The sequence below is a fragment of the Pseudomonas segetis genome (assembly GCF_900188155.1).
GTDB lineage: Bacteria > Pseudomonadota > Gammaproteobacteria > Pseudomonadales > Pseudomonadaceae > Aquipseudomonas > Aquipseudomonas segetis.
In genome coordinates, this window is sequence record NZ_FZOG01000010.1 from 47655 (window position 1) to 73598 (window position 25944).

At 57.1% G+C, this 25944-nt stretch carries 30 protein-coding genes; 24 read left to right on the forward strand and 6 right to left on the reverse strand.

Annotated elements, in window-relative coordinates; genetic code table 11:
• Positions 1–22 precede the first annotated feature (22 nt).
• The 14 genes from flhF (at position 23) to CHB79_RS21415 (ending at position 12696) form a co-directional block, all read left to right on the forward strand.
• On the forward strand, positions 23–1324 hold the full coding sequence (flhF, locus tag CHB79_RS21350; RefSeq protein ID WP_010482914.1) for a flagellar biosynthesis GTPase FlhF: 1302 nt from the start codon (positions 23–25) through the stop codon (positions 1322–1324).
• Between the two features lie 113 nt (positions 1325–1437).
• The gene (gene fleN, locus CHB79_RS21355; RefSeq protein ID WP_176443246.1) at positions 1438–2268 is read left to right on the forward strand and encodes a flagellar synthesis regulator FleN; all 831 of its coding nucleotides are present in this window, start codon (positions 1438–1440) and stop codon (positions 2266–2268) included.
• Positions 2265–3011, forward strand: coding sequence for an RNA polymerase sigma factor FliA (fliA, locus tag CHB79_RS21360; protein ID WP_176443247.1), 747 nt, complete (start codon positions 2265–2267; stop codon positions 3009–3011). The genes fleN and fliA overlap by 4 nt, the downstream gene beginning before the upstream one ends.
• Before the next feature lie 130 nt (positions 3012–3141).
• Positions 3142–3516, forward strand: a complete 375-nt coding sequence (locus tag CHB79_RS21365) for a chemotaxis response regulator CheY (RefSeq protein WP_176443248.1) — start codon at positions 3142–3144, stop codon at positions 3514–3516.
• A 19-nt stretch (positions 3517–3535) separates the two neighbouring features.
• A complete protein-coding gene (locus CHB79_RS21370; RefSeq protein WP_010482919.1) occupies positions 3536–4324 on the forward strand; it encodes a protein phosphatase CheZ in 789 nt (262 codons plus the stop codon).
• A 12-nt stretch (positions 4325–4336) separates the two neighbouring features.
• A complete protein-coding gene (locus CHB79_RS21375) occupies positions 4337–6523 on the forward strand; it encodes a chemotaxis protein CheA (RefSeq protein WP_089361384.1) in 2187 nt (728 codons plus the stop codon).
• Between the two features lie 42 nt (positions 6524–6565).
• Entirely contained in the window at positions 6566–7708 is a 1143-nt protein-coding gene (locus tag CHB79_RS21380) for a protein-glutamate methylesterase/protein-glutamine glutaminase (protein ID WP_089361385.1), read from the forward strand.
• On the forward strand, positions 7708–8448 hold the full coding sequence (locus CHB79_RS21385) for a flagellar motor protein (protein WP_089361386.1): 741 nt from the start codon (positions 7708–7710) through the stop codon (positions 8446–8448). Before CHB79_RS21380 ends, CHB79_RS21385 begins: the two co-directional genes overlap by 1 nt.
• Before the next feature lie 11 nt (positions 8449–8459).
• On the forward strand, positions 8460–9326 hold the full coding sequence (gene motD, locus CHB79_RS21390) for a flagellar motor protein MotD (RefSeq protein ID WP_010482928.1): 867 nt from the start codon (positions 8460–8462) through the stop codon (positions 9324–9326).
• Between the two features lie 54 nt (positions 9327–9380).
• Entirely contained in the window at positions 9381–10169 is a 789-nt protein-coding gene (locus CHB79_RS21395; RefSeq protein WP_010482930.1) for a ParA family protein, read from the forward strand.
• 87 nt (positions 10170–10256) lie between these two features.
• Positions 10257–11099 (forward strand): CheW domain-containing protein, encoded by an 843-nt coding sequence (locus tag CHB79_RS21400; protein WP_089361387.1) that lies wholly within the window; start codon positions 10257–10259, stop codon positions 11097–11099.
• A 53-nt stretch (positions 11100–11152) separates the two neighbouring features.
• A complete protein-coding gene (locus CHB79_RS21405; RefSeq protein ID WP_010482934.1) occupies positions 11153–11632 on the forward strand; it encodes a chemotaxis protein CheW in 480 nt (159 codons plus the stop codon).
• A 3-nt stretch (positions 11633–11635) separates the two neighbouring features.
• On the forward strand, positions 11636–12040 hold the full coding sequence (locus CHB79_RS21410) for a DUF2802 domain-containing protein (RefSeq protein ID WP_089361417.1): 405 nt from the start codon (positions 11636–11638) through the stop codon (positions 12038–12040).
• A gap of 194 nt (positions 12041–12234) precedes the next feature.
• Positions 12235–12696, forward strand: coding sequence for a rhodanese-like domain-containing protein (locus CHB79_RS21415; protein WP_029529291.1), 462 nt, complete (start codon positions 12235–12237; stop codon positions 12694–12696).
• On the opposite strand, the gene CHB79_RS21420 is transcribed toward CHB79_RS21415, so the two are convergent.
• Positions 12693–13001, reverse strand: a complete 309-nt coding sequence (locus CHB79_RS21420) for an EscU/YscU/HrcU family type III secretion system export apparatus switch protein (RefSeq protein ID WP_010482941.1) — start codon at positions 12999–13001, stop codon at positions 12693–12695. The genes CHB79_RS21415 and CHB79_RS21420 overlap by 4 nt on opposite strands.
• The gene (gene fliK, locus CHB79_RS21425) at positions 12998–14539 is read right to left on the reverse strand and encodes a flagellar hook-length control protein FliK (protein ID WP_089361388.1); all 1542 of its coding nucleotides are present in this window, start codon (positions 14537–14539) and stop codon (positions 12998–13000) included. Before fliK ends, CHB79_RS21420 begins: the two co-directional genes overlap by 4 nt.
• 330 nt (positions 14540–14869) lie before the next feature.
• On the opposite strand from fliK, the gene ccmA reads away from it, so the two are divergent.
• From ccmA to CHB79_RS21475, 10 genes are all read left to right on the forward strand, one after another.
• A complete protein-coding gene (ccmA, locus tag CHB79_RS21430) occupies positions 14870–15502 on the forward strand; it encodes a cytochrome c biogenesis heme-transporting ATPase CcmA (protein WP_010482944.1) in 633 nt (210 codons plus the stop codon).
• Positions 15499–16170 (forward strand): heme exporter protein CcmB, encoded by a 672-nt coding sequence (gene ccmB, locus CHB79_RS21435; protein ID WP_010482946.1) that lies wholly within the window; start codon positions 15499–15501, stop codon positions 16168–16170. The genes ccmA and ccmB overlap by 4 nt, the downstream gene beginning before the upstream one ends.
• Positions 16171–16242: 72 nt before the next feature.
• Entirely contained in the window at positions 16243–17001 is a 759-nt protein-coding gene (locus tag CHB79_RS21440) for a heme ABC transporter permease (protein WP_089361418.1), read from the forward strand.
• Positions 16998–17174 carry a heme exporter protein CcmD gene (gene ccmD / locus CHB79_RS21445; RefSeq protein ID WP_010482948.1) on the forward strand — a complete coding sequence of 59 codons (177 nt, stop codon included), beginning with the start codon at positions 16998–17000 and terminating at the stop codon, positions 17172–17174. Before CHB79_RS21440 ends, ccmD begins: the two co-directional genes overlap by 4 nt.
• Positions 17171–17629 carry a cytochrome c maturation protein CcmE gene (gene ccmE, locus CHB79_RS21450; RefSeq protein WP_010482950.1) on the forward strand — a complete coding sequence of 153 codons (459 nt, stop codon included), beginning with the start codon at positions 17171–17173 and terminating at the stop codon, positions 17627–17629. The genes ccmD and ccmE overlap by 4 nt, the downstream gene beginning before the upstream one ends.
• A gap of 11 nt (positions 17630–17640) precedes the next feature.
• Positions 17641–19614, forward strand: a complete 1974-nt coding sequence (locus CHB79_RS21455) for a heme lyase CcmF/NrfE family subunit (protein ID WP_010482952.1) — start codon at positions 17641–17643, stop codon at positions 19612–19614.
• Entirely contained in the window at positions 19611–20147 is a 537-nt protein-coding gene (locus tag CHB79_RS21460; protein ID WP_010482954.1) for a DsbE family thiol:disulfide interchange protein, read from the forward strand. Before CHB79_RS21455 ends, CHB79_RS21460 begins: the two co-directional genes overlap by 4 nt.
• Entirely contained in the window at positions 20144–20641 is a 498-nt protein-coding gene (locus tag CHB79_RS21465; RefSeq protein WP_010482955.1) for a cytochrome c-type biogenesis protein, read from the forward strand. Before CHB79_RS21460 ends, CHB79_RS21465 begins: the two co-directional genes overlap by 4 nt.
• On the forward strand, positions 20641–21861 hold the full coding sequence (ccmI, locus tag CHB79_RS21470) for a c-type cytochrome biogenesis protein CcmI (protein ID WP_089361389.1): 1221 nt from the start codon (positions 20641–20643) through the stop codon (positions 21859–21861). Before CHB79_RS21465 ends, ccmI begins: the two co-directional genes overlap by 1 nt.
• Entirely contained in the window at positions 21858–22181 is a 324-nt protein-coding gene (locus CHB79_RS21475) for a hypothetical protein (protein WP_010482957.1), read from the forward strand. The genes ccmI and CHB79_RS21475 overlap by 4 nt, the downstream gene beginning before the upstream one ends.
• 78 nt (positions 22182–22259) lie before the next feature.
• On the opposite strand, the gene CHB79_RS21480 is transcribed toward CHB79_RS21475, so the two are convergent.
• From CHB79_RS21480 to CHB79_RS21495, 4 genes are all read right to left on the reverse strand, one after another.
• Positions 22260–23114 carry a pirin family protein gene (locus CHB79_RS21480; protein ID WP_089361390.1) on the reverse strand — a complete coding sequence of 285 codons (855 nt, stop codon included), beginning with the start codon at positions 23112–23114 and terminating at the stop codon, positions 22260–22262.
• A 186-nt stretch (positions 23115–23300) separates the two neighbouring features.
• Positions 23301–24080 carry an MlaA family lipoprotein gene (locus CHB79_RS21485; RefSeq protein WP_089361391.1) on the reverse strand — a complete coding sequence of 260 codons (780 nt, stop codon included), beginning with the start codon at positions 24078–24080 and terminating at the stop codon, positions 23301–23303.
• Entirely contained in the window at positions 24073–25371 is a 1299-nt protein-coding gene (locus CHB79_RS21490) for a serine/threonine protein kinase (RefSeq protein WP_089361392.1), read from the reverse strand. Before CHB79_RS21490 ends, CHB79_RS21485 begins: the two co-directional genes overlap by 8 nt.
• A gap of 60 nt (positions 25372–25431) precedes the next feature.
• Positions 25432–25935, reverse strand: coding sequence for a GNAT family N-acetyltransferase (locus CHB79_RS21495; RefSeq protein ID WP_089361393.1), 504 nt, complete (start codon positions 25933–25935; stop codon positions 25432–25434).
• Between the last annotated feature and the right edge of the window lie 9 nt (positions 25936–25944).

The window sequence follows — 25944 nt, forward strand, 5'->3', positions numbered from 1 at the left end:
CCGCAAAACCGAGGTCACAGGTATGCAGGTTAAACGCTTTTTTGCTGCCGATATGCGTCAAGCCATGAAGCTGGTTCGTGAAGAGCTGGGCGCTGACGCGTCGATCATCGGTAATCGCCGTGTTGCGGGCGGCGTCGAGTTGACCGCCGCGCTGGATTACCAGGTTCCTGCGGCGCCTGCGCGCCAGCCGAACCCTGCCTTGGAAACCGAACTGCGCAAAACCCAGTCGAAAATTGCTGCGGCCCATGCTGAGTTGAGCCTGCGCGTCGAGCCTGAGGTGGCCAAGGATCTGCAGCTATTCGCTGAGCTGTCGGAGCAGGTTGAAAGCCCGCTGGATGCTGCCGTACGTGCATCTTCCAAAGCGGCGGCTGCGGCGGTTGATCAAAACACTATCGATGCCATGCGTTCTGAGTTGTCTGGGCTGCGTGAGCTGATCGAAGTCCAGCTCGGCTCGATCGCCTGGGGGCAGATGCAAACCCGTCGGCCCCAGCAAGCCAACCTGTGGCGCCGCCTGCAGCGCATGGGCTTGCCCGCGGATGTCGCCCGGCCCTTGCTGGAGCGCGTTGGCGAAATTGCCGAGCCTCGCCAGGCCTGGCGCATGTTGTTGGCACATATGGCTCACGCGATTCAGGTTCCCAAGCAGGAGCCGCTGGAAGAGGGTGGTGTTATTGCCCTGGTCGGCCCGGCAGGCATGGGCAAGACCACGACCATTGCCAAGCTGGCGGCACGTTATGTACTGAAGTTCGGCGCGCAGAATATTGCGCTGGTCAGCCTGGATAGCTATCGCATTGGCGCTCAGGAACAACTGAAAACCCTGGGCCGCATTCTCAATGTGCCGGTGACGCTGGTTGACCCCAGTCAATCGCTGACCCAGGTCATCACCCCCTTGATGCGCAAACGTGTGGTTTTGATCGATACTGCAGGCCTGCCAGCCAACGATCCGGCGCTGCGAATGCAGCTTGAAGCCTTGTCGAGCCGCTCGATTAATGCGAAAAACTACCTGGTGATGGCCGCGACCAGTCAGAATCAGGTACTGAAATCGGCTTATCATAGTTATAAGCGCTGTGGGCTTATGGGTTGTATTCTGACTAAACTGGATGAAGCGGCAAGCATGGGTGAGGTTCTGGGGTTGGCGATGAGCCAGCGCCTGCCAGTTGCATATGTGACTGATGGTCCTCGAATTCCTGATGATCTACAGCTGCCGCGCAGTCATCAGTTGGTCAGCCGCGCAGTTGGCCTTCAAGCACAGGAAGAACCTTGCGAAGACACCATGGCTGAAGTCTTTGCGGGTCTTTACCAGCAACCGGCTAGACAGGCGAGTTGATGCGTCACCACATGATCTTTGATACAGCTTGCATGCAAGCTTGTTGTGTTCATCTTAGTCGAAGCTCAATGGACAGGATGCTTCTGACCAACGTGAACAAGGAGCGTAATTAAATGGCTATGCACCCAGTGCAAGTAATTGCAGTTACTGGCGGTAAGGGCGGCGTCGGCAAGACCAACGTGTCCGTCAACCTGGCAATGGCGCTGGCCGACGAAGGCCGGCGCGTCATGCTGATGGATGCTGACTTGGGGCTGGCGAACATTGATGTGCTGCTGGGGCTTACACCAAAGCGCACGCTGGCAGATGTCATCAGTGGCGAATGCGACATGCGCGATGTGGTCATCCAGGGGCCATGCGGTATTCGCATTGTGCCGGCAGCTTCGGGCACGCAAAGCATGGTTCAGCTGTCGCCCATGCAGCATGCCGGCCTGATCCAGGCATTTAGCGACATCAGTGAAAATATTGACGTGTTGATTGTCGATACCGCAGCCGGAATCGGCGACTCGGTTGTCAGTTTCGTACGCGCAGCGCAGGAAGTGCTGGTGGTGGTTTGCGATGAGCCAACGTCTATTACCGATGCCTATGCCCTGATCAAACTGCTTAACCGCGATTACGGCATGAACCGTTTCAGAGTGTTGGCCAATATGGCGCACACCCCGCAAGAAGGGCGAAATCTGTTCGCCAAACTGAGCAAGGTCACCGACCGTTTCCTCGATGTCGCATTGCAATACGTTGGCACCGTGCCTTATGACGAGTCGGTGCGCAAAGCCGTGCAGAAGCAACGTGCAGTTTTTGAAGCATTTCCACGTTCAAAATGCTCCATGGCGTTTCGAGCAATAGCCCAGAAGGTCTGCACCTGGCCTTTACCCGCCAATCCGCGTGGGCATCTGGAGTTTTTTGTCGAGCGTCTGGTGCAACAACCTGCTACTGATACGCCGGCATGACAGCGGCGTCTGGACTCCGAATGTATAGCAAAGCGCAAGGTAAAGACTTGCAACATCAGCTAATCGAACGGTATGCGCCATTGGTCAAGCGGATTGCCTATCACCTTTTGGCGCGCTTGCCTGCGAACGTTCAGGTCGATGATTTGATCCAGGCCGGAATGATCGGCTTGCTTGAGGCTTCGAAAAAATACGATGGCTCCAAAGGCGCCAGTTTCGAGACCTTCGCCGGTATTCGTATCCGTGGCTCAATGCTTGATGAGGTGCGTAAAGGCGATTGGGCACCGCGTTCGGTGCATCGCAATAGCCGCATGGTCAGTGATGCAATTCGATTAATTGAAGCAAAAACAGGTCGTGACGCTAAAGATCACGAAGTTGCGGCCGAACTCCAATTGAGTCTCGAAGATTACTACGGCATTCTTGGCGACACTTTGGGCAGCCGCCTGTTCAGTTTTGACGACCTGCTTGAGGACGGAGAAAATAGCGGCCTGCATGAAGATGTGAGTAGCAGTCAATCAGGCCCATCACGCGAATTCGAGGAAGAGCGCTTTCAAAAAGCGCTTGCCGATGCGATTGGCAACTTGCCGGAGCGCGAGCAATTGGTCATTTCGTTGTATTACGACGAAGAGCTCAACCTCAAGGAAATTGGTGAAGTGCTGGGCGTGAGCGAGTCTCGGGTAAGCCAGTTGCACAGCCAGTGCGCCGCACGTTTGCGCGCGCGCCTGGGCGAGTGGCGAGCTGGATAAATAGTTGGATACTGAAAACCTTGTATAGCGAGGCACGCAGGTGCCTAGCCAGGCCGGTTTCACGATTAGAGGGTGCATTCAGGCTGCTGAGTGCACTGGGGAAGGTACGGAGGTCGACTTGGACAAGAACATGAAAATCCTCATCGTTGATGACTTTTCAACGATGCGCCGCATTATCAAAAACCTCCTGCGTGATCTGGGGTTTACTAACACTGCTGAAGCCGATGATGGCACCACTGCACTGCCAATGCTGCAAAGCGGCAGTTTCGACTTTCTGGTGACTGACTGGAACATGCCGGGAATGACCGGTATTGAGCTGTTGCGCGCAGTGCGTGCGGATGAACGGCTGAAACAACTGCCGGTACTTATGGTGACCGCTGAAGCCAAGCGTGACCAGATCATTGAGGCTGCCCAGGCCGGTGTAAACGGTTACGTGGTGAAGCCTTTCACTGCTCAAGTGCTTAAAGAAAAAATAGAAAAGATATTTGAGCGTGTAAACGGCTGATGTCTGCGCTGAGGTTGTTATGGAACACGATGATTCCCAAGTGGGTGACTTTGAATCGACCCTGAAAAGTAATGCCCACCAATTGCTTGAAAGCCTTGAGCGCGGCAATTTTGGTGATGCTGTCCAGGTTATCAATGAACTGAATAAAGTGCGCGACCGTGGTCTTTATCACGAAGTCGGCAAGCTGACGCGCGAGCTACACAGCGCAATCGTCAACTTCCAGCTTGACCCGCGCCTGCCCCATGCGACCGAAGTCTCGCAGATTACCGACGCAACCGAACGCCTCAATTACGTGGTGACAATGACCGAGGATGCGGCCAATCGCACCATGGATCTGGTCGAGCAGAGTGCGCCGCTGGTCAATGATATCCGCACCGAGGCGCAGAGCCTGAGTGCCGACTGGGGACGTTTCATGCGCCGCGAAATGGGCGCCGAGGATTTTCGTGAGCTGGCCAAGCGAGTCGAGTTGTTCCTGGTCAATAGCGAGCGAGACAGTGGCAAGTTGTCAGGGCACTTGAACGATATTCTCCTGGCCCAGGATTACCAGGACCTGACCGGCCAGGTGATCAAGCGCGTCACCCAGTTGGTCACTGAAGTTGAAAGCAATCTGCTCAAGTTGATGCTCATGGCCACCCAGGTTGATCGCTATGCCGGCATCGAACATGACCAGGAAGCATTGCGTGCAGAAAAACAACAAGAAAAAAATCCATCTCAGGGTGAAGGTCCGCAGATTCATGCCGATAAGCTTGATGACGTCGCAGCGAGTCAAGATGACGTCGATGATCTGTTGTCCAGTCTGGGATTTTAGGAGCACGTCCATATGAGCTTCGGCGCCGATGAAGAAATTCTCCAGGATTTCCTGGTAGAGGCCGGCGAGATACTCGAACAATTGTCCGAGCAGTTGGTTGAGCTTGAGAGCCGCCCGGATGATATGAATCTGCTCAATGCGATTTTTCGGGGATTTCACACAGTTAAAGGCGGTGCCGGTTTTCTCCAGCTCAATGAGTTGGTGGAGTGCTGTCATATTGCGGAAAACGTCTTCGATATCTTGCGTAAAGGTGAACGCCGGGTCGATTCGGAGTTGATGGACGTTGTGCTTGAGGCACTGGACGCCGTCAATGGCATGTTCAGTGAAGTACGCGAAGGTGTCACGCCCACTGCCGCGACCCCGGAGCTATTGGCTGCATTGGCCCAACTGGCTGAGCCAACGCCTGCTGCGGGCGTCGCCAGCCCTGCGCCAGTTGTTGCTGCGCCTGTTACTGCGCCGACTGCGGCAACCTCCAACGATATTACCGACAGCGAATTTGAACAGTTGCTCGACGCCCTTGACGAAACGCCACAGCAGGTCGATGCCCCGGCTGCCAGTGATGAAATCACTGACGATGAATTCGAGTCGCTACTTGATCAATTGCACGGCAAGGGCCAGTTCGCCACAGGCGAGGCTTCAACCGCGCCAGCCAAGGCCGAGGCGGCGTTTCCTGAAGCTCCGGCTGCCGAATCAGCCAGTGATGAGATCACTGACGATGAGTTCGAGGCCTTGCTCGATCAGTTGCATGGCAAAGGCCAGTTCGTAGCGCCCAAGGTGGCTGAGCCTGCCGCTGCTTCTGAGCCAGTGGAAAGCGCCTCCACGCCGGCGGTTGCCAGCGATGAAATCAGCGACGACGAATTTGAAGCCTTGCTTGATGAGCTGCACGGCAAAGGCAAGTTTAGCGAGCCAGTTGCCAAGGTTGTCGGCTCCGACGTACAGCCTGCCCAGGCAACTGCGGCAGTCGCAAAGGTTGCACCAGCCCGAGCTGCGGCAGCTGCGCCGGCTCCTGAAAAGGCGGCTCCAGCCAACGAAGTGGAAACCACGGTTCGGGTTGATACCGCGCGCCTTGATGAAATCATGAACATGGTCGGTGAGCTGGTGCTGGTGCGTAATCGCCTGGTTCGCCTGGGTGCAAGCAGCAACGATGAGGCCATGGGCAAGGCGGTATCGAACCTGGATGTGGTCACTGCTGACTTGCAGACCGCGGTGATGAAAACCCGCATGCAGCCCATCAAGAAGGTATTTGGTCGCTTTCCGCGACTGGTTCGCGACCTGGCCCGCAACCTGAAAAAAGAAATCAGCCTGGAGTTGATCGGCGAAGAAACCGACCTGGATAAAAACCTGGTCGAGGCCCTGGCCGACCCGCTGGTGCACTTGGTGCGCAATGCGGTTGACCACGGTATCGAGTCGCCCGCTGAGCGCGAGGCAGCAGGCAAGTCGCGTGGTGGCAAGGTGGTGTTGTCGGCCGAACAGGAAGGCGATCATATCCTGTTGATGATCACCGACGACGGCAAGGGCATGGATGCCGACGTATTGCGTGCCAAGGCCGTCGAAAAGGGATTGTTGGAAAAAGACGCGGCAGACCGGCTCAATGAATTTGAATGCTACAACCTGATCTTTGCGCCCGGCTTCTCGACTAAAACCGAGATATCCGACGTGTCCGGCCGGGGTGTCGGCATGGATGTGGTCAAGACCAAGATTTCCCAGCTCAATGGCACGGTCAACGTGTTCTCGGTCAAGGGCCAGGGCTCGAAGATCGTGATCAAGGTGCCTTTGACCCTGGCGATCATGCCAACCTTGATGGTGATGCTGGCCGACCAGGCCTTTGCTTTTCCGCTGGTCAACGTCAACGAGATATTCCACCTCGACTTGTCGCGTACCAACATTGTTGATGGCCAGGAAGTGGTCGTGGTGCGGGAGAAGGCTTTGCCATTGTTCTACCTCAAGCGTTGGCTGGTAAAAGGCGCCGCGCATGAAGAACAACACGAAGGTCACGTTGTGATTTTGACTGTCGGCAGCCAGCGCATAGGCTTTGTGGTCGATCAGTTGGTGGGCCAGGAAGAAGTGGTGATCAAGCCGCTTGGCAAGATGCTTCAAGGCACGCCCGGCATGTCGGGTGCGACCATCACGGGGGACGGGCGTATTGCGCTGATTCTCGATGTGCCGAGCATGCTCAAACATTACGCACGCCGCATGTGACTGTCGCCCGCGCAGCTCTGCCTGCGCGGAAAAGGAGCTCTAATGGCTGTAAAAGTATTGGTAGTGGATGACTCCGGTTTTTTTCGCCGTCGAGTCTCTGAAATCCTTTCCTCGGATCCGAATATTCAAGTCATCGGCACGGCAACCAATGGCCGTGAAGCGATCGATCAGGCGCAAAACCTCAAGCCTGATGTGATCACCATGGATTACGAAATGCCGATGATGGATGGCATCACGGCAGTGCGTAATATCATGCAGCGCTGCCCAACACCGGTACTGATGTTTTCCTCGCTGACTCATGAAGGCGCTCGCGTCACGCTCGATGCGCTGGATGCGGGTGCGGTTGATTTTTTGCCAAAGAATTTTGAGGATATCTCGCGCAACCCGGACAAGGTTCGCCAGCTGCTTTGCGAGAAAGTCCACAGCATTGCACGCAGCAACAGGCGCAGCCTCAGCTCGGCACCGCCGGTTTCATCTGGGCAGGCGCCAACCACGGCTACTACAAGCGCGTTGCCCAGGCGTAGCAGTGCACCGCTTAGCAGCCCGGCACGTCCAGTTGTTGAACCCGCACGGCCTTCCGGGTCGCATAGCCATGCAGGTACTGGTGCCGCACCCAAGCAGCGGGCCTATAAACTGGTTGCGATCGGCACTTCAACCGGTGGCCCGGTGGCGCTGCAGCGCGTGCTCAGCCAGTTGCCTGCCAATTTTCCGGCACCGATCGTCCTGGTCCAGCACATGCCAGCGGCGTTCACCAAGGCTTTTTCCGAGCGACTGGACAAGCTCTGCCGCATCAGTGTCAAGGAGGCCGAGGACGGCGATTTGCTGCGCCCCGGCCTGGCGTTGCTGGCCCCCGGCGGCAAGCAAATGATGATTGACGCACGGGGTTCGGTACGGATCCTGCCGGGCGATGAGCGGCTTAACTACAAACCCTGTGTCGACATTACCTTCGGCTCGGCGGCGCGTACCTATCATGACAAGGTGCTGGCGGTGGTACTCACCGGCATGGGCGCCGATGGCCGTGAAGGTGCACGCCTGCTCAAGCAGAATGGCAGCCAGGTGTGGGCCCAGGATGAAGCCAGCTGCGTGATTTACGGCATGCCAATGGCAGTGGTCAAGGCCAACCTGACCGATGCCGTCTACCCGCTGGATGATATCGGCCGGCACATTACCCAGGCCTGCATCTAATGGATGTCCTGAGCCTGATTGGCATCATCCTGGCGTTTGTCGCTATTTTGGGCGGCAACTACCTTGAGGGCGGCCATGCCGCCGCGCTGCTCAATGGTCCTGCGGCGCTTATCGTGATTGGCGGAACGCTGGGCGCTGCTTTCTTGCAGGCACCGATGAGTGTCTTCAAACGCTCGCTGGTCATTGTCCGCTGGATTATCTTCCCGCCGCGTATCGACTTGGCAGGCGGTATTGATCGCATCGTCAACTGGAGCCTGGTGGCGCGCAAGGAAGGTTTGCTCGGGCTTGAGTCGGTGGCTGACCTGGAGACCGACCCCTATGCCCGCAAAGGCTTGCAGTTGTTGGTCGATGGCGCCGAGCCCGAATCGATCCGCAGTGTGCTCGAGGTGGACCTGTACACCAAGGAAAGCCACGACATCCAGGCGGCCAAGGTATTCGAGAGCATGGGTGGCTATGCCCCGACCATTGGCATCATTGGTGCGGTAATGGGCTTGATCCATGTGATGGGCAACCTGGCCGATCCGAGCATGCTGGGCAGCGGGATCGCCGTCGCCTTCGTCGCGACCATCTATGGCGTGAGCTTTGCCAACCTGCTGCTGTTGCCCATCGGCAACAAGCTCAAAGCAATCGCCCAGCGCCAGACGCGTTATCGCGAAATGATCCTCGAAGGCATATTGTCGATTGCCGAGGGTGAGAATCCGCGTTCCATTGAATTGAAACTGCAAGGTTTCATGGATTAATGGAGTGAGACATGGCTCGCCGTCGCCATCAGGAAGAACACGAAAACCATGAGCGCTGGCTAGTCTCCTATGCTGACTTCATCACCTTGTTGTTTGCGTTTTTTGTGGTGATGTATTCGATCTCATCGGTCAACGAAGGCAAGTACAAGATTCTTTCGCAGACCCTTACCGGTGTGTTCAACCAGCCTGATCGATCGATCAAGCCAATTCCGGTGGGTGAAGAACGGCCAAGGACCACCGAGCCTGATCTTTCGCTGGTCGATGAAGATGTTACTCAAGCACCGCAAGACTCCCTGCAAAGTATTTCCGAGAGCATTACTGCAGCTTTTGGGGACCTGATCGCCAGTGATCAGTTGAAGGTGCGCGGCAATGAGTTATGGATTGAAATCGAGCTGAGTTCAAGTTTGCTGTTCTCCAGTGGCGACGCGCTGCCCAGCGATGCGGCCTTCGATATTGTCGAGAAGGTTGCCAAGATTTTGGCACCCTACGGCAACCCGGTTCATGTCGAGGGCTTTACCGATAATCAGCCGATTCATACGGCGCAGTTCCCGAGTAACTGGGAGCTTTCCGCTGCGCGGGCCGCAAGTATTGTGCGGATGCTGGCACTCGATGGGGTCAACCCATCGCGCATGGCTTCGGTGGGCTATGGCGAGTTTCAGCCCGTGGCCGATAATGCGACCAGTGAAGGGCGGGCGCGAAACCGCCGGGTGGTTTTGGTAATCTCGCGTAACCTCGATGTGCGCCGTGGTATCAGTGGCGTTGGCAGTTCCCGGGCACAACCTGACAATGCGTTACGCAACGCTGGCACGCAACCTGCACCATCACCGATGGTTCAGGCGTCGCAGGGCGGTGCCGTCAAATCATCGTCGCCGAATTGATCGGGCGACACTAGGTCCTGCGCAGGCAATCCCTGTGGTGGGCGGAAGAGCAGAATGAGAGTTTGGGCAGTAGCCAATCAAAAAGGTGGTGTCGGTAAGACCACTTCATCCATTGCGCTGGCAGGTCTTTTGGCCGATGCCGGCAAGCGTGTGATTGTGGTCGATCTCGATCCTCATGGCTCAATGACAAGCTATTTTGGGCACGATCCGGACAGCTTGGCGCACAGTGCATTTGATTTGTTCCTGCATCAGGGCGTGGTGCCCGAAGGGCTGCCTAAACAGTTGCTCCTGCCCACCAGCCATGAGCAGATCGCCTTGCTGCCTTCCAGTACCGCATTGGCCACGCTTGAGCGACAGTCGCCCGGCCAGAATGGGTTGGGCCTGGTTGTCTCCAAGGCGCTGGCCCAGCTGTGGGGTGAATTTGACTACGCCATTATCGACAGTCCGCCGTTGCTCGGCGTCTTGATGGTCAATGCCCTGGCCGCCAGTCAGCAATTGGTGATCCCGGTGCAGACAGAGTTTCTTGCCGTCAAAGGCCTTGAGCGTATGGTCAGCACCCTGGCGATGATCAACCGTTCACGCAAGCAGGCACTGCCTTACACCATTGTGCCAACCTTGTTTGACCGTCGTACGCAGGCTTCGATGTCGACCTTGCGCCTGTTGCGAAACACTTACCCGGATAATTTGTGGCAGGCCTATATTCCTGTCGATACCCGCCTGCGTGATGCCAGCCGGGCAGGGCAGACACCTTCGCAGTTTGATGCCAAGAGTCGCGGCACCCTGGCTTACCGAGCCTTGCTCAAGCATTTGCTGGCACACCAGTTGTCTGCGCAGGTGGCGTGATATGCCGCTATTTTTTGCAAACGGCTGCTCAAGTCTGCCAGGCTCGCTGCCGATAAAGGCTACAGATTCTTTTTGCGGATATTCACTATGAGCGCGCCTGCCACCACCACAGTTCCACAACTGGCGCTGCAGTCCTATCTGGACAGCTTGCTTCAGGACGCGTCGTTGGAATTGGCGGCGAGCGTAAGCCTGGATGAATTCGAAGCCGCCGTGCGCGAAGAGCAGGCGCGTGACGCCAGCACTGCGCCACAACCGCTGCTGACACTGGCGCCAGAGATGCCGCCCGAGGTCGAGTCAGCCAATGAGCTGCCCGAGGCGGTGGCGCCAATGGCCTTGCTCGAACTGCCCGAAGCCTTGGAGCCCGCGCCGCCAGCCCCCATCGTCGAGCCTATCGTTGATCTGTACAAGCCGTCGTCCGCTGCCACCTTTGAGCCGGCCCTGGCGGAAGATGGACGGCCGCAGTGGGCGCAGGAACCCTTTGAGTGCCTGTTGTTCGATGTGGCCGGTTTGACGCTGGCTGTACCGCTGGTATGCCTCGGTTCGATTTATCCACTTGAAGGCCATGACCTGACGCCATTGTTCGGCCAGCCGGACTGGTTTCTCGGCATTCTGCCCTGCCAGGCGGGCAACCTTAAGGTGCTGGACACTGCGCGCTGGGTAATGCCTGACCGTTATCGCGACGATTTTCGCCAGGGCCTGCAATTTGTAATTTCGGTCCAGGGTTACGAGTGGGGGCTGGCGGTGCATCAGGTCAGCCGCTCGATTCGCCTTGATCCCAACGAAATCAAATGGCGTAGCCAGCGTTCGCAGCGACCCTGGCTGGCGGGTACGGTAATAGAACACATGTGCGCGTTGCTTGATGTCTCGGCCTTGGCTGAGTTGATCACCAGCGGCGCAGCCAAGCGGTTGGTCAATGGCCAGGTACATTAATCATTTTCAATCGGGCAATGGCTCGAAACCGATCATTCCAAGAGGCTAGGAATATGAATAAAAGCTCTGCTCAAGGTGCTGAGGATCCAATCCTGCAATGGGTAACATTCCGCCTGGATAACGAAAGTTACGGCATCAATGTCATGCAGGTGCAGGAAGTGCTGCGCTATTCGGAGATTGCACCTGTCCCGGGTGCGCCTTCCTATGTCCTGGGCATTATCAACCTGCGTGGTAACGTGGTGACGGTGATCGACACCCGCCAGCGTTTCGGCCTGGCGCCTGCGGACATTACCGATAACACCCGCGTGGTGATTATCGAAGCCGACAAGCAGGTTGTGGGCATTCTGGTCGACAGTGTTGCCGAAGTTGTTTATCTGCGACAGTCTGAGGTCGAGACGGCGCCCAATGTGGGCAATGACGAGTCCGCCAAGTTCATCCAGGGCGTATGCAACAAAAATGGCGAGTTGCTGATCCTGGTCGAGTTGGACAAGATGATGACTGAAGAAGAGTGGTCGGAGCTGGAGTCAATTTGAATGATGCTTGAAGCCGCACTGGTGGTAATGGCCCTGATCAGCGTTGCATTGATCGGTGCTTGCGTGTGGCTGTATTCCCAGCTCAAGAGCAGTGCTGCACTTCAACAGGAGCGCGATGCCGCACGAGACCAGCGGATCAAGGATCTAAGCAAGCGCCTGGACACTTATCTCACAGGCAGTATTCGCATGGGCGAGGAGTTGCATGAGTTGCGCCAGACTGTGGCGCCGCTGCCTGACAAGGTCAGCCAGATGGAACAGCGCGATCCGGCTAATTTATCCTTCACCCAGGCGGCTCGCCTGGTAGGGCTGGGTGCCAGTGTCGATGATCTGACCCAGTCTTGCGGCCTGAGCAAGGCTGAAGCTGAACTGGTTAGCAAGCTGCATCAGGCCAAGTCGGGCCAGTTATAAACCCTTGTCTGACTCAGTGGTTGCCCTGTTTTCAAGCCTGATAAAGCAATAACAACGCCACCTTTACAGTTAAATTCCCCTTCTTTTGTTTAGTTTCGCTGGTTCTTAGCGCGATGCATTGCTAGTTAAAACGTTCCTAGCATTCGACCCCGGTTACCTAAGCTGTTAGTAAGCGAGTAGTAACAGGGGGCTTTATGACTAGGTTACTGGCGGTATTGATGATGTTGAGCATGGGGTTTCCGGTGATGGCCCAGCAAGTGCCGGAAACCATAGCGGGAGCGAGCACCATTAATGTCCTGCAGGCTCGAATCCTCTACGAGCAAGGCGCAATGTTTGTCGATGTACGTCCCTTGCGCGAGTGGTCCTGGGGCCATGTGCAGGGCGCTGCGCACCTGGACATCGATACCCGCTTTGCGCACCTGGCGACCGCTGACATTGCGCGCGACACGCCCTTGGTCGTCTATTGCGACAACGATTTCAGTCAGCGCAGCGCCGAGGCCGTACGCAAGGCCGTCAGCTGGGGTTACAGCCAGGTGTATTTCTTTCGCAGTGGCTATTTTGCCTGGCAGTTGCTCGATTTCCCGCTGGATAAGGGCGAGAGTAATGATTCGCAGTTGTATGCCATGTCATACGGGTTCAAGCGCTTGACCGACTAACTATCCAAGGGGCTATCCGGTGGGCCTGAATTGAAGCCTGCCGGGCATTTCCCCTTGAGATGCCAGGCAAAGGCAATGATCTCGGCGATGCAGCGGTAGAGTTCTTCAGGAATGCTGTCGCCAAGTTCCAGGCGAGCAAGCAGGCGCACCAGCTCGGCATTTTCGTAAATGGGCACTTCGTACTCGCGGGCTATCGCCAGGATCGCTTCGGCCAGCTCATCGTCGCCCTTGGCGCTGAGCGTGGGGGCCTGCTGGCCGTCGTAGTTCAGGGCGATCGCTTGGCGGGGCTTGTTGTGCTTGCTCATGCGGTTTCGTCCACCCAACGCTGTTGCAACGCTGTTTTTGGGCCCTGCGGTGGCGTGCCCTGGGCGCAGGACAGGGCGCTGACCTGTAGCCCGGCATCAATCAGGCGCTGGCGCAGATTGACCAGTTCGCTGTCGATCAGCCTGGCGGTGCTTGGCTGCTCGGCCCAGAGCGTGCTCGAGAGGCAGCCACGGGCCAGTTGGGTTTGTACTTGCACCGGTCCAAGTGGTTCCAGGTCAAAGGCCAGGTCGATGCGCCACAGCATTTCCTTTTGCTCCTGGGCGCTTGGTTTTTGTGGTTCGTCACGCTGGATTTTTAACTGCACCGGCACCAACTCTTGCTGGTTGCGCATTGGCAGTTCCAGTTGCCAGGTCGTGAGGATATTGCCGTCTGGCCCTACCTGGGTTTGCGCCAGGCTGGACAGTTGGTGGGTCTGCAAGCGCGATACCGCGGCAGCTGCCAGCTTGAGCAGGGCTTCAAGGTCCCCCTCTTCGCCAAGGGCCTGCAGAAGCCTTGAGGGCAGCGGGAAGCTCAGCGCCTGCTGTTTGCTGCTGTTTTGATTGATGCTACCCAGCAGGTTGCGGGCCAGGGCTGGTAAGGACTGGGCCATGACGGCGCTGGCGGCGGCCCCCGGTAGTGTGCCCTGTGCCGGTAGATTGAGTTGTAGCTGGCTGATCAGCTTGAGCAGGTTGGCCTTCAGGTCCGTCGGCAAGGCACTGGCCTGCGGGCCTAGCAGTTTGCTTTCAAGAAATGCGCCGCTGCTTTCCACCGCCTTGCTCAAGCCTTTGGCGTCACTCAGTTGCTGGCCATCGGGCAGTGCGCCTATCAATTTGTCGATGCTATTGCGTACGCTGCTCGGAATATCGCTGCGCTCGCTCAGGCCCTGCAAGGATTTGAATAACCCTTGCAACGAGCCTTGGTTGCTGTGTTGGCTCTGCAGTTGTTGCGTCAGGGCGAGTTGATCCAGGCGGCCACTCAATGGCAGTAGGTTGAGCGCCTGGTTGCCCTGCACCTGGGCGCTAAGCAGGCTTCCCGGTTGTAGCGACAAGGGCGTCTCGATTGACAGTTTGCTGCCGGCCAATGAGGTGTTGAGCAGACTGACCAAGACTTTGTAGATGACCTGGGCCTTGCCCTGCACGAGTTGTTCGCTGCTCAGTACCTTGCCTTGAATCAGCGTGCCGACCGGAAACTGCTTGAGGTCCAGGCTGTCGAGTGGTTTGTCGCCGCCTGGCTGCAGGGCCACAAGCAGTTTGCTGTCAGTGAGTGCGGTAATGGCCAGGGCAGAGCCCTGGGCAATGGGGCGACTACTGCTGGCTTCAAGGGTGGTCTGACGGCCGCTGTCCAGGGTCAGCCTGAGCATTAGCTGAAAACTCTGTGCGACCTGTTTGAGGCTAATTACTTCGGCGGTGGCGCTTTCCCCCTTGGCCAACAGTCCTTCAAGTGGTTGCAGCAGCTTTACGGCCAGGTCGCTGGCCACCGAGCTTGGGCGGTTACTCGCGGGCGTGGGGGGTAATGGCCGACTGCTGCTTATTTCACTCATGGACGCGTTACACCCTGTCGAAAAGCCAACTGCGGGGAGGTGGGTCAGGCATGTATAATGCCGCCGCTGGATTGGAACCCCTGCAAAAGTACTGCGTTAGTTATTGCTTGGTAAAACACGGCTCACAATCCTCGATTTTCAAGGATTGGGCCGGGCGAGGCGAATGCTCATATACAACTCTTATGTTGAACATGATCCTAGTTGCTTTTCGCACCTTTTACGTCGCATAACCCCAACGCGCAGTTATACAAGGGTTCCCCGGAGGCGCCTGCTTGACTATATAGCGGCTGGAATGCCGTCATCTTGAATCATTTATTAGGTAAGAATGCTGTGATCAGCCCAATTCTCGAAGCCAGGTCGCTCGCCTGTGAGCGTGATTGGCGCATGCTTTTCGAGCATCTTGAACTGTCTCTGGTTCCCGGCGAAATGCTTCAGGTTGCAGGCCCTAACGGCAGTGGTAAAACCAGTTTGCTACGCCTTTTAGCAGGGTTGATGCAGCCCACCGCTGGCGAAGTCCGGCTCTATGGCTGTGCATTGGATAAACAGCGCGCCGAACCTGGCAAGTTGATCTGGATTGGCCATGCGGCCGGGATAAAGGGGTTGCTCACCCCAGAGGAAAACCTCACCTGGCTTTGCGCCCTGCAACAACCGGCGCCGCGCGAACAGATCTGGCAGGCGCTTGCTGCTGTCGGTCTGCGGGGTTACGAGGATGTGCCTTGTCATTCGCTGTCAGCTGGCCAGCAACGCCGAGTAGGTCTGGCCCGCTTGTACTTGCCGGGGCCAGAGCTGTGGATTCTCGATGAGCCGTTCACCGCGCTTGATATTGCTGCCGTCGCCCAGCTCGAGGCGCACCTGGCTGCGCATTGCGAGAAAGGGGGGCTGGTCGTGATGACGACCCACCACAGCCTATCGGTCAAGCCGCAGGGCTATCGTGTGCTTGACCTGGGATTGCGCCAACTATGAGTAACCTATTCACCCTGTTGGTGGCACGCGAAGCACGCTTGCTGTTCCGGCGTCCGGCTGAACTGGCCAACCCCTTGGTTTTCTTCGCCATTGTCATCGCCTTGTTCCCCTTGGCGGTGGGTCCCGAAGCTCAATTGTTGCAAACCCTTTCACCGGGGCTGGTCTGGGTGGCGGCTCTTTTGGCAGTGCTGCTCTCGCTGGACGGGCTTTTCCGCAGTGATTTTGAAGATGGCTCGCTTGAACAGTGGGTCCTTTCGTCGCACCCCCTGGCTCTTCTGGTTTTAGCCAAGGTGCTGGCACACTGGGCTTTTTCAGGCTTGGCGCTGGTCATCCTGTCGCCAGTGCTGGCGCTTATGCTGGGGCTGCCGACCCATTGTTTACCTGTTTTACTGATTTCGTTGTTGCTTGGGACGCCGGTCTTGAGCTTGTTGGGCGCGGTTGGCGCGGCATTGACTGTTGGCCTCAAGCGCGGTGGTTTGCTCCTGGCATTGTTGATTTTGCCGCTGTATATCCCGGTGCTGATTCTGGGCAGTGGTGCCTTGCAGGCGAGTTTGCAGGGTTTGCCAGCGGTGGGGCACTTGCTCTGGATGGCATGCTTGACAGCCTTGGCGGTGACATTCAGTCCTTTTGCCATCGCCGCAGGCCTTCGGATAAGCGTCGCTGAGTAGGCGTTGTAACTATAAAGATAAGTGGCCACCGTGCTCGGCATGCCGTGGTCGACTGTAGAACTGATGAGTAACCTGATGAACTGGACATGGTTTCACAAGCTGGGTTCGCCCAAGTGGTTTTATGAGATCAGTGGTCGTTGGCTGCCGTGGCTGATTGCCGCCGCAGCGCTGTTGATGGTGTCGGGATTGGTCTGGGGCCTGGTTTTTGCTCCACCTGAACGTTATCAAGGCGATAGCTATCGAATTATCTACATCCATGTACCGGCGGCATTCCTCGCTCAGGCTTGCTACCTGACCATGGCGCTTGCGGGCGCGGTTGGCTTGATCTGGAAAATGAAGATCGCCGATGTTGCCCTGCAACAAGCCGCGCCGGTGGGGGCCTGGTTGTGTTTTATCGCGCTGGTGACCGGTGCGATCTGGGGCAAGCCGACCTGGGGAACCTATTGGGTATGGGATGCACGCCTGACGTCGATGCTGATCTTGCTGTTCCTGTACTTCGGTGTGATCGCACTGGGGCAGGCAATCAGCAACCGTGACAGTGCAGCCAAGGCCTGTGCGGTGCTTTCACTGGTCGGCGCCGTGAATATCCCGATCATCCAGAAGTCGGTCGAGTGGTGGAGTACCCTGCACCAGCCAGCGACCTTCAAGATCACTGGCAAAGCCAGCATGAGCGCCGAAATGTGGCTGCCGCTGCTGCTCTCGGTGCTGGGGTTCTATTGTTTGTTTATCGTGCTGGTGCTGATGCGCATGCGACTTGAGGTGCTTAAGCGTGAATCACGCAGTGCCTGGGCAAAAGCGGAAGTCGGCAAGCTGGTGGGAGCGCGTCCATGAGTTTCGCATCATTGAGTGACTTTATTGCCATGGGCGGCCACGGCGTCTATGTCTGGTCGGCCTATGGCATCACCCTTGGGGTGCTCGGTTTGAACATTGCCATGCCAATTCTCGCCAAACGGCGCTATCTGCAAGACGAGGCGCGCCGTTTGCGCCGGGAGAGCAATTCGTGAACGCGGTTCGTAAAAAACGCCTGTATATCATTCTTGCCCTGGTCGCCGGTGTGGCTATCGCTGTGGGCCTTGCATTGTCTGCCCTGCAAGAGAATATCAACCTGTTCTATACCCCGACGCAAATTGCCAATGGCGAGGCGCCGCAAGACGCGCGAATTCGCGCGGGCGGCATGGTCACCGAAGGCTCGGTCAAGCGTTCGGCGGATTCACTGGAAGTCGAGTTCCTCGTCACTGACTTTGCCAATAGCGTTCCCATTCGCTATCGCGGCATCCTCCCTGATCTGTTCCGTGAAGGGCAGGGCATAGTCGCCCTTGGCAAGCTCAATGCAGATGGCGTGCTGATCGCCGACCAGGTCCTGGCCAAGCACGACGAGAATTACATGCCGCCTGAGGTCACCAAGGCGCTTAAAGAAAGCGGCAAGCTTAAGCCTGATGCGAAGGAGGGTGGCGCATGAGTGCCATGTTGATGGTTCCAGAACTCGGCCATTTGGCGATGATCCTGGCGTTGTGTATGGCCCTTGTGCAGGCCACTTTGCCAATGATCGGCGCCTGGCGTGGCGATCGCCAGTGGATGAGCCTGGCGCAGCCGGCAGCTTGGGGGCAGTTTGCGTTCCTGCTGTTTTCCTTTGCCTGCCTGACCTATGCCTTCATGGTCGACGATTTTTCGGTGCGTTACGTCGCCAGTAACTCCAACAGTGCCTTGCCTTGGTACTACAAGTTCAGCGCCGTATGGGGCGCCCACGAAGGATCGCTGCTGCTTTGGGCATTGATTCTGGGCGGTTGGACCTTTGCGGTTTCGATTTTCTCGCGCCAGTTGCCTGAAGAAATGTTGGCCCGTGTGCTTGCCGTAATGGGCATTATCAGCGTTGGCTTCTTGCTGTTCCTGATCATTACGTCCAATCCCTTTGCCCGCCTGCTGCCAAACATGCCAGCAGATGGCCGTGACCTTAACCCCTTGCTGCAAGACTTCGGTCTGATTATCCATCCGCCAATGCTCTACATGGGCTATGTCGGCTTTTCCGTAGCCTTCTCCTTTGCCATTGCTGCACTGCTTGGTGGCAAGCTGGACGCTGCCTGGGCGCGTTGGTCGCGGCCCTGGACCATAGTTGCCTGGGCATTCCTCGGCATTGGTATCGCCCTGGGCTCTTGGTGGGCCTATTACGAGCTTGGCTGGGGCGGCTGGTGGTTCTGGGACCCGGTGGAAAATGCTTCGTTCATGCCGTGGCTGGTGGGCACTGCCCTGATTCACTCGCTGGCGGTTACTGAAAAACGCGGTGTATTCAAGAGCTGGACCGTGCTACTGGCGATTGCTGCATTCTCATTGAGCCTACTTGGCACCTTCCTGGTTCGTTCCGGTGTACTGACATCGGTGCATGCTTTTGCCAGTGACCCCGAGCGTGGTGTGTTTATCCTGGCGTTCTTGTTGCTGGTGGTCGGCGGTTCGCTGGCATTGTTTGCGGTACGGGCGCCGGTGGTTAAGAGCCAGGTCGGCTTTGCCCTGTGGTCACGCGAAACACTGCTATTGGTCAATAACCTGGTGCTGGTAGTGGCCGCCTCGATGATCCTGCTTGGAACCCTGTATCCATTGGTGCTTGATGCACTGACCGGAGCCAAGCTTTCGGTGGGCCCGCCTTACTTCAATGCGCTGTTTGTTCCGCTGATGGGGCTGCTGATGCTGGTCATTGCCGTCGGTGTGCTGGTGCGCTGGAAAAGCACGCCGGTCAAATGGCTGGTGAGCATGCTTATGCCCGTGTTGCTGGGGAGTGTTGCGGTTGGGGCAATCGCGGCGTTTGCCTTCGGTGATTTCAACTGGGGTGTCATGGCGGTGTGCATGTTGGCTGCGTGGGTCGTGCTGGCTGGCGTACGCGACATTTTCGACAAGACCCGCAACAAGGGCTTGTTCAAAGGCATGCGCGAGCTGACCCGCAGCTATTGGGGCATGCAACTGGCGCACTTTGGCATGGCCGTCTGTGCCTTGGGCGTGGTCCTGACCAGCGTCGGCAACCTGGAGCGTGACATGCGCATGGCGCCGGGCGACCAGGTTCAAGTGGGCGCCTACCAGTTTGTCTTTGAAGGCTCGAAGCACCGTGAAGGGCCAAACTTCAGCGCCGACCGCGGCACCATGCGAGTGCTCGAAGATGGTCAGCAAATCGCCGTGTTGCACCCGGAAAAGCGCTTCTACAAGGTGCAGCAGTCAATGATGACCGAGGCTGCGATTGATGCAGGCTTCACCCGTGACCTGTTTGTGGCCTTGGGCGAACCATTGGAAGACGGCGCCTGGGCTGTGCGGGTGCACATCAAGCCATTCGTGCGCTGGATCTGGCTGGGTGCCTTGTTGATGGGCTTTGGCGGTTTGCTGGCGGCGTTGGATAAGCGCTACCGGGTCAAGGTGCGCACGCGCGTGCGCGAGGCATTGAGCATGACGGGGGCTGCTGCATGAAACGGTTGATCCTGCTGTTGCCGCTGGCGCTGTTTCTGGCCATCGCGGTGGTGCTTTATCGCGGCATGTTTCTCGATCCGTCCGAGCTGCCTTCGGCGCTGATCGATAAGCCGTTCCCGGCGTTTTCGCTGCCTTCGGTGCAGGATGGTAAAACCATCACCCTGGCCGATATCAAGGGCAAGCCAGCGCTGGTCAACGTCTGGGCGACCTGGTGCATTTCGTGCCGGGTCGAACATCCGGTGCTGAACAAGATCGCCAAGCTGGGCGTGAATATCTACGGCGTCAATTACAAGGATGACAATGCCGAGGCACAAAAGTGGCTGAAGGAATTCCACAACCCTTATCAACTTAATATCAGTGACGCCAAGGGCTCGCTGGGGGTTGACCTTGGGGTCTATGGCGCGCCGGAAACCTTCCTGATCGACAAGGACGGCATCATTCGCCACAAGTTCGTCGGAGTGATCGATGACAACGTCTGGCGGGACCAACTGGCGCCGTTGTATCAGGCCATGATCGATGAGGCCAAGCCATGAAGCACTTGACCTGGCGCCGAGTCTGCGCAGCGCTGCTATTGGGGTTGGCCTTGGTAAGCACGGCGCATGCGGCCATCGATACCTATGAATTCAAGACCGAGGCCGAGCGCGAGCGCTACCGTCACCTGACTGAAGAGTTACGCTGCCCCAAATGCCAGAACCAGAACATCGCCGACTCCAATGCACCCATTGCCCTGGATTTGCGCGCCGAGATCTACAAGAAGATCGAAGGCGGCGAGAGTGACCAGCAAATCATTGATTACCTGGTCGCCCGTTACGGCAACTTCGTACTGTACAAGCCGCCGGTGACAGCACGTACCCTGGTGCTGTGGTATGGCCCGGCAGCCTTGTTGATCGGTGGTTTCGTGCTGTTGGCCGTGATCGTGCTGGGTAAGCGTCGGCGCAAGGCCGAGCGATATGAAGGTCTGTCAACGGATGAGCAGCAACGTCTGGCTGCGGTACTAAATCAAGCGCCTTTGGATAAGAAAGACTGATGATTGAATTTTGGCTATGTGCGGGTCTGTTAATCCTGGCCGCCTTGGGGTTTCTGCTGATTCCTGTTGTGCGTGCCCGTAAGTTTCAGGCTGAAGAAGATCGTACCGCGTTAAACGTGACGCTCTATCAGGAGCGAATCAAGGAACTTGAGGCCCAGCTTGCCGCCGGTGTATTGACCGCCGAGCAGATGCAAGTGGGGCGCGACGAGGCATCTCGTGAGCTGTTGTCGGATACCGAGGGGCTCACCGCCAAGGCTGGCGTTCTGGGGCGCAAGGTGCCGTTGATTGTAGCGCTGCTGATGCCGCTGCTCGGCTACGGCTTGTACATGCACTGGGGCGCCATTGATCAGGTCGAGCAAACCCTCGCCTTTGCCGACCAGCCGCAAACCATTGAAGCCATGACCGCGCGCCTTGAAACCGCTGTCAAGGAAAATCCCGACTCGGCTGAAGCCTGGTATTTCCTGGGTCGGACCTATATGGCCCAGGAGCGCGCGGCAGAAGCAGCGAAGGCGTTCGAGAAGGCCGTTGGCCTGGCCGGGCGTGATCCAGCCTTGCTTGGTCAGTGGGCACAGGCGATCTACTTTGCTGGCGACAAGCAATGGTCGCCACAATTGCAAAGCCTTACCGATGAGGCGCTGAAGGCTGATCCTGAAGAAGTCACCAGCCTGGGTTTGCTGGGGATTGCGGCATTCGAACAAGGCCGCTTCCAGGATGCGGTCGATTCATGGGAAAAACTGGTCGCCGTATTGCCTGAGAACGATCCATCGCGCCAGGCTATCCAGGGCGGTATCGAGCGTGCGCGTGGCGAGCTTGACCCCGATGTCGCAACCAGTACTGCAGCGCCAGCTCCAGGCGCGACGGCCAATACCGGGCATAAGCTCAAGGTCAAGGTTGAGCTGGCCACTGCGTTGAAAGATAAAGTGCAGCCGAGCGACAGCGTGTTTATCTTTGCTCGCGCTGTTTCTGGCCCGCCAATGCCCTTGGCAGTCAAGCGCTTGACCGTTGCGGACTTGCCGGTTGAGGTCAGCCTGTCTGACGCCGATGCAATGATGCCGCAATTGAAGATTTCCGGCTTTGATCAGGTTCAATTGGTTGCCCGGATATCCCGTAGCGGCAATGCAACCCAAGGTGAATGGGTCGCAAAACCAAAGGCTGTCGCCACCAATAGCGATGAGCTGCAGCAACTGACGATTGACAGTGCCGAGGCTTCCGTCCAATGAGAACCTGGCTGGGCTACGCGGGGTTGGCCGCGCTGTTGCTGCTCTCAGGTTGCTCCACCCATGGCCCGGGCACCCAAGTCACGGATTTGCCAGTCAAACCGTCGCACCCCCGCTATGCGCCACCTCCGGGGGCTCAAAGCCACTGGGTCCCGGCATTGGGTGTGTATTCGGTTGAAGGTGCCCGTGATCTTTACTACCGCGAGCGTACCTACTATCGCTGGAGTAATGGCTGGAGCTGGGGACTCAGTGCCAATGGGCCCTGGCAAGACGCCGACAGCAGTGAAGTGCCGCCGGCCTTGTATCATTACTACGCCAAGTAGGGCGGATAAGAGCTTCCTATCCGCCGCAGTTGGCTATTGGCTGCGTTAGCTCTGTCAATCCCGGCAAGCTGGTTGCCGTCAGGCCAATACCCCGTCACGGAAGTCGCGCAATGCTTGCTCGATTTCCTCGCGGCTGTTCATCACGAAGGGACCGTATTGGACGATGGGCTCGCCAATGGGTTTGCCCGCGATCAACAGGACCTTGGCGCCCGTGGCACTGGCCAGGTGCAACTCGCCCTGATCCGACAGTCGTATCAGGCGTCCGCCATGGACGCTGTCAGGGCTGGCTTCGGGTAACTGCAGGCTGCCTTCGTAGACATAGAGCATCACGCGGTGGCCCTCGGGTAACCTGGGCTGGACCTGGCTGCCTGGCGCCAGATGCAGGTCGAATAGCTGAGGCTCGGTGTCCGGACGCTGCACGGCGCCATCCTGAGTCAGTTGGCCATCGCTGAACTGGCCGGCAATCACCACCACCTCGACGCCTTGCTCAGTGCTCAGGCGAGGGATTTCGCTGGCGGCTATATCGCGGTAGTCCGGGTCATTGAGCTTGCTTTTGCCCGGCAGGTTGAGCCACAACTGGAAGCCGCGCATGGCACCATCCTGCTGTTCTGGCATTTCGCTGTGGATCACACCGCGGGCTGCGGTCATCCATTGCACGCTGCCGCTTTCGAGCAGGCCGACATTGCCCATGTGATCTTCGTGGCGCATGCGTCCTTCAATCATATAGGTGATGGTTTCAAAGCCGCGATGAGGGTGGGGCGGGAAGCCGGCAATGTAGTCGTCTGGATTTTCCGTGGCGAACTCATCAAGCATCAGGAACGGATCAAAGCGCTCCAGACCTGCACCGCCAATTACCCGGTTCAGTTTGACCCCGGCGCCGTCGGATGCGGCTTGGCCCGGTTGCACGGAGAGAATTTTGCGCATGCTTTTCATCAGGCACCTCCATAGCTGACATGATGTTAATGGCGCTATGGTATTGGATCTTATTAGATAGATGGGTGCTAAATTCTTGAGTAACCAATCGATTAATTCGATTGGTTATATGTTCAACAAGACAGGTTTCCGAGGCATAAAAAACGCCCAGTTCGAGCTGGGCGTTTTATTTTTGCAGGATTAACGCTATTCGTTGATCTGCAGTTTGCGAGCTTCGGTGTAGAAGTAGCGGATCTTCTCGTACTCGAACGGCGAGTTGAGCTGGCCGTAGCGGAAGTTGACGGTAGAGCGTGTGTCGATCGCCCAGAGTGTGCTGACTTCAAGTTGCGGGGAGTCAAAGCTGAATGCAAAGAAGTCGAGGAAGTCGAGGGTTGCCAGGCCTTCGAAGTCGGCAACCAGCCCAGTGCCATCGCGCAGCGTTGAGGGCCCCAGGATAGGCAGCATCAAATAAGGGCCGGCAGGTACGCCGTAGTAACCCAGTGTCTGGCCGAAGTCCTCACGTTGCTTGGGGATCCCCATTTTGGTCGCGGGGTCCCATACACCAAGCACGCCAATAGTGGTGTTGAGCAGCAAGCGCGCGGTGATATCCATCGAGCGCTTGCCTTTGAGTTGCAGCAGGCTGTTGGCCAGGTTGCTGATATCACCGATATTGGCAAAGAAGTTGCTGACCCCGCTTTCAACAAAGTCAGGTGTGATCCAGCGATAGCCATCGACTACCGGAATAAATACCCATTCGTCGAAGCGGTAGTTGAAATGGTAGATGCGCCGGTTGATTGACTCCCAGGGGTCGTAGACATCCAGGGCCTGGAAGCTCGACTGTTCGAACACATGCTGATCAAGTCCTGGGTTGAACTCGAGTCGTTCCAGAGGGTTCTTGAAGCCATCTTCACCGATTGGTGGCGTCGTTTCGGCCCACGCGGATTCTGCGCTGAGCAACAGGGCGAGCAGGAGAATTTTCTTAACCACGGAAGAACTCCAGCATGGCGTCGCTGTTGACGCGGTAGTTTAGGTTGCCGCAGTGTCCGCCAAGCGGGTATACGGTCAGGCGGTCGCCCATGGTACGGCGCAAGAAACCCAGGTCGCCCGGGCCAAGAATGATGTCGTCGGCGTTATGCATGACCGCGATCTTCGGGCTGTTCTTCAAGTAGTCCTCCAAGGCGTAGAGGCTGACCTTGTTCACCAGTTGATCGAGGCTGCCACCGTCGTAGCGGGCACGCCACATGGGAATCAGCTGCTCACGCATGTAGCAGTCGAAGTCGCACTGCAATGCACGGCGCAGATAAGGCGTCATGTCGGTATTGGATTTGATGACCGTGCCAGGTGGTGTGATCAAGCCGCGGCGGTTAAGCAGGTCGGAGGTATAGGCGATATCCGATGAAGAAAAACGGAACACCGTACCAATGAGCATGGCCATCTGTTCGTCGGTCAAATGCTCCTTGGACATTTGGAATTCATAGAGCATGGCCTCGTTCATGTCGATGTAGCCTTTCTGCTCGAAATAGCGCGACAGCTTGCCGAGGATAAGGTCGAAGAAGTTACTGTTGGTATTGATCCCCTCGACTTTGGTCTGCACCAGTTTGTTGAGGTTGCTGATCGAGGTGTAGAGGTTTACCGGCGGGTTGAGCAGCAATACGCGCTTGAAATTAAAGCTGCGCCGTTGCTCGTCGAGCTTGCTGACGAAGGCAGCATTTAGCGCGCCGAGGCTGTAGCCGGTCAGGTAGTAGTCGCTGACTTTCAAGTCTGGATGCTGGGCGCGAACTGCCTGCATGGCGCGGTACAGGTCATCCGCATCGTCTTCCGATAGCCCAGGCGTTGCATGGCGCGAGGCTGATGCCATGAAGTCATAGCTGGTTGGTGACGAGAGTTGGATCACATGGTAGCCCGCGCCATAGAACAGCTTCTTCAGGTATTCAGGCGTGCTGCTTGAGTATTGGGCGCCGGTACCCGCGATAATGAAGATCAGTGGCGCTTCGCCGTCTTGCTCGGCCAGGCGGTACTTCATCTTGGTGACCGCCCAGAGGTTATCCGGCAACTCGTACTCACGCTCCGGGTGCAGCAATATCTTGTAGTCGCTCTGGTCGATATCGCTGTCGTCCGGCAAGCTCGGGCGCAGGTCTGGCGGTGTTGTGGCGATGGTCGCCTCAAACGGGTTGGTAATCGGGTAGCCATAGCTTTCGATGTCTACATCAGCCGCCCACAGTGGTGCACTGAGGGTTAGGCCGCAGACAAGCGCAGCAAGGCGGCGGGTAAGCGACATGGGTAAAGTCCCTTTAGAAGATGACGTAATATTGAAGTATTGATTTATGACAATTGAAAGTTAAGCAAGTGCAAGTCCGTCTGTAACTTTTGCCAAGTCCCTGAGCGCGCCGCCAGTCAGGCGAAATTGTGTCCAATCTTCCAGGGGATGGGCGCCGAGTTGTTTATAGAAACCAATTGCCGGCTCATTCCAGTCAAGTACAGACCATTCCAGACGTCTACAGCCGCGATCAACCGCAAGTTTAGCCAGTGTGCTCAACAACGCCTTGCCGAGCCCTGAACCGCGCGTTTCGCTGCGCACGTACAGATCCTCAAGGTAGATGCCTGGCTTACCCAGGAATGTCGAGAAGTTATGGAAGAACAAGGCAAAGCCATTGGCCTGGCCGTCGAGTTCGCCAATCAGTACTTCCGCATACGGGCGTGGGCCAAAAAGGTGGTTGGCGAACTCTTCAGGGTCGGAGGTGATCTGATCCCCAAGCTTCTCGTACTCAGCCAGCTCGGCGACAAGGGTCAAAATCAAAGGCATGTCTGCACGCGTGGCTGGGCGAACATTAATACGACTCATAAAATTTCC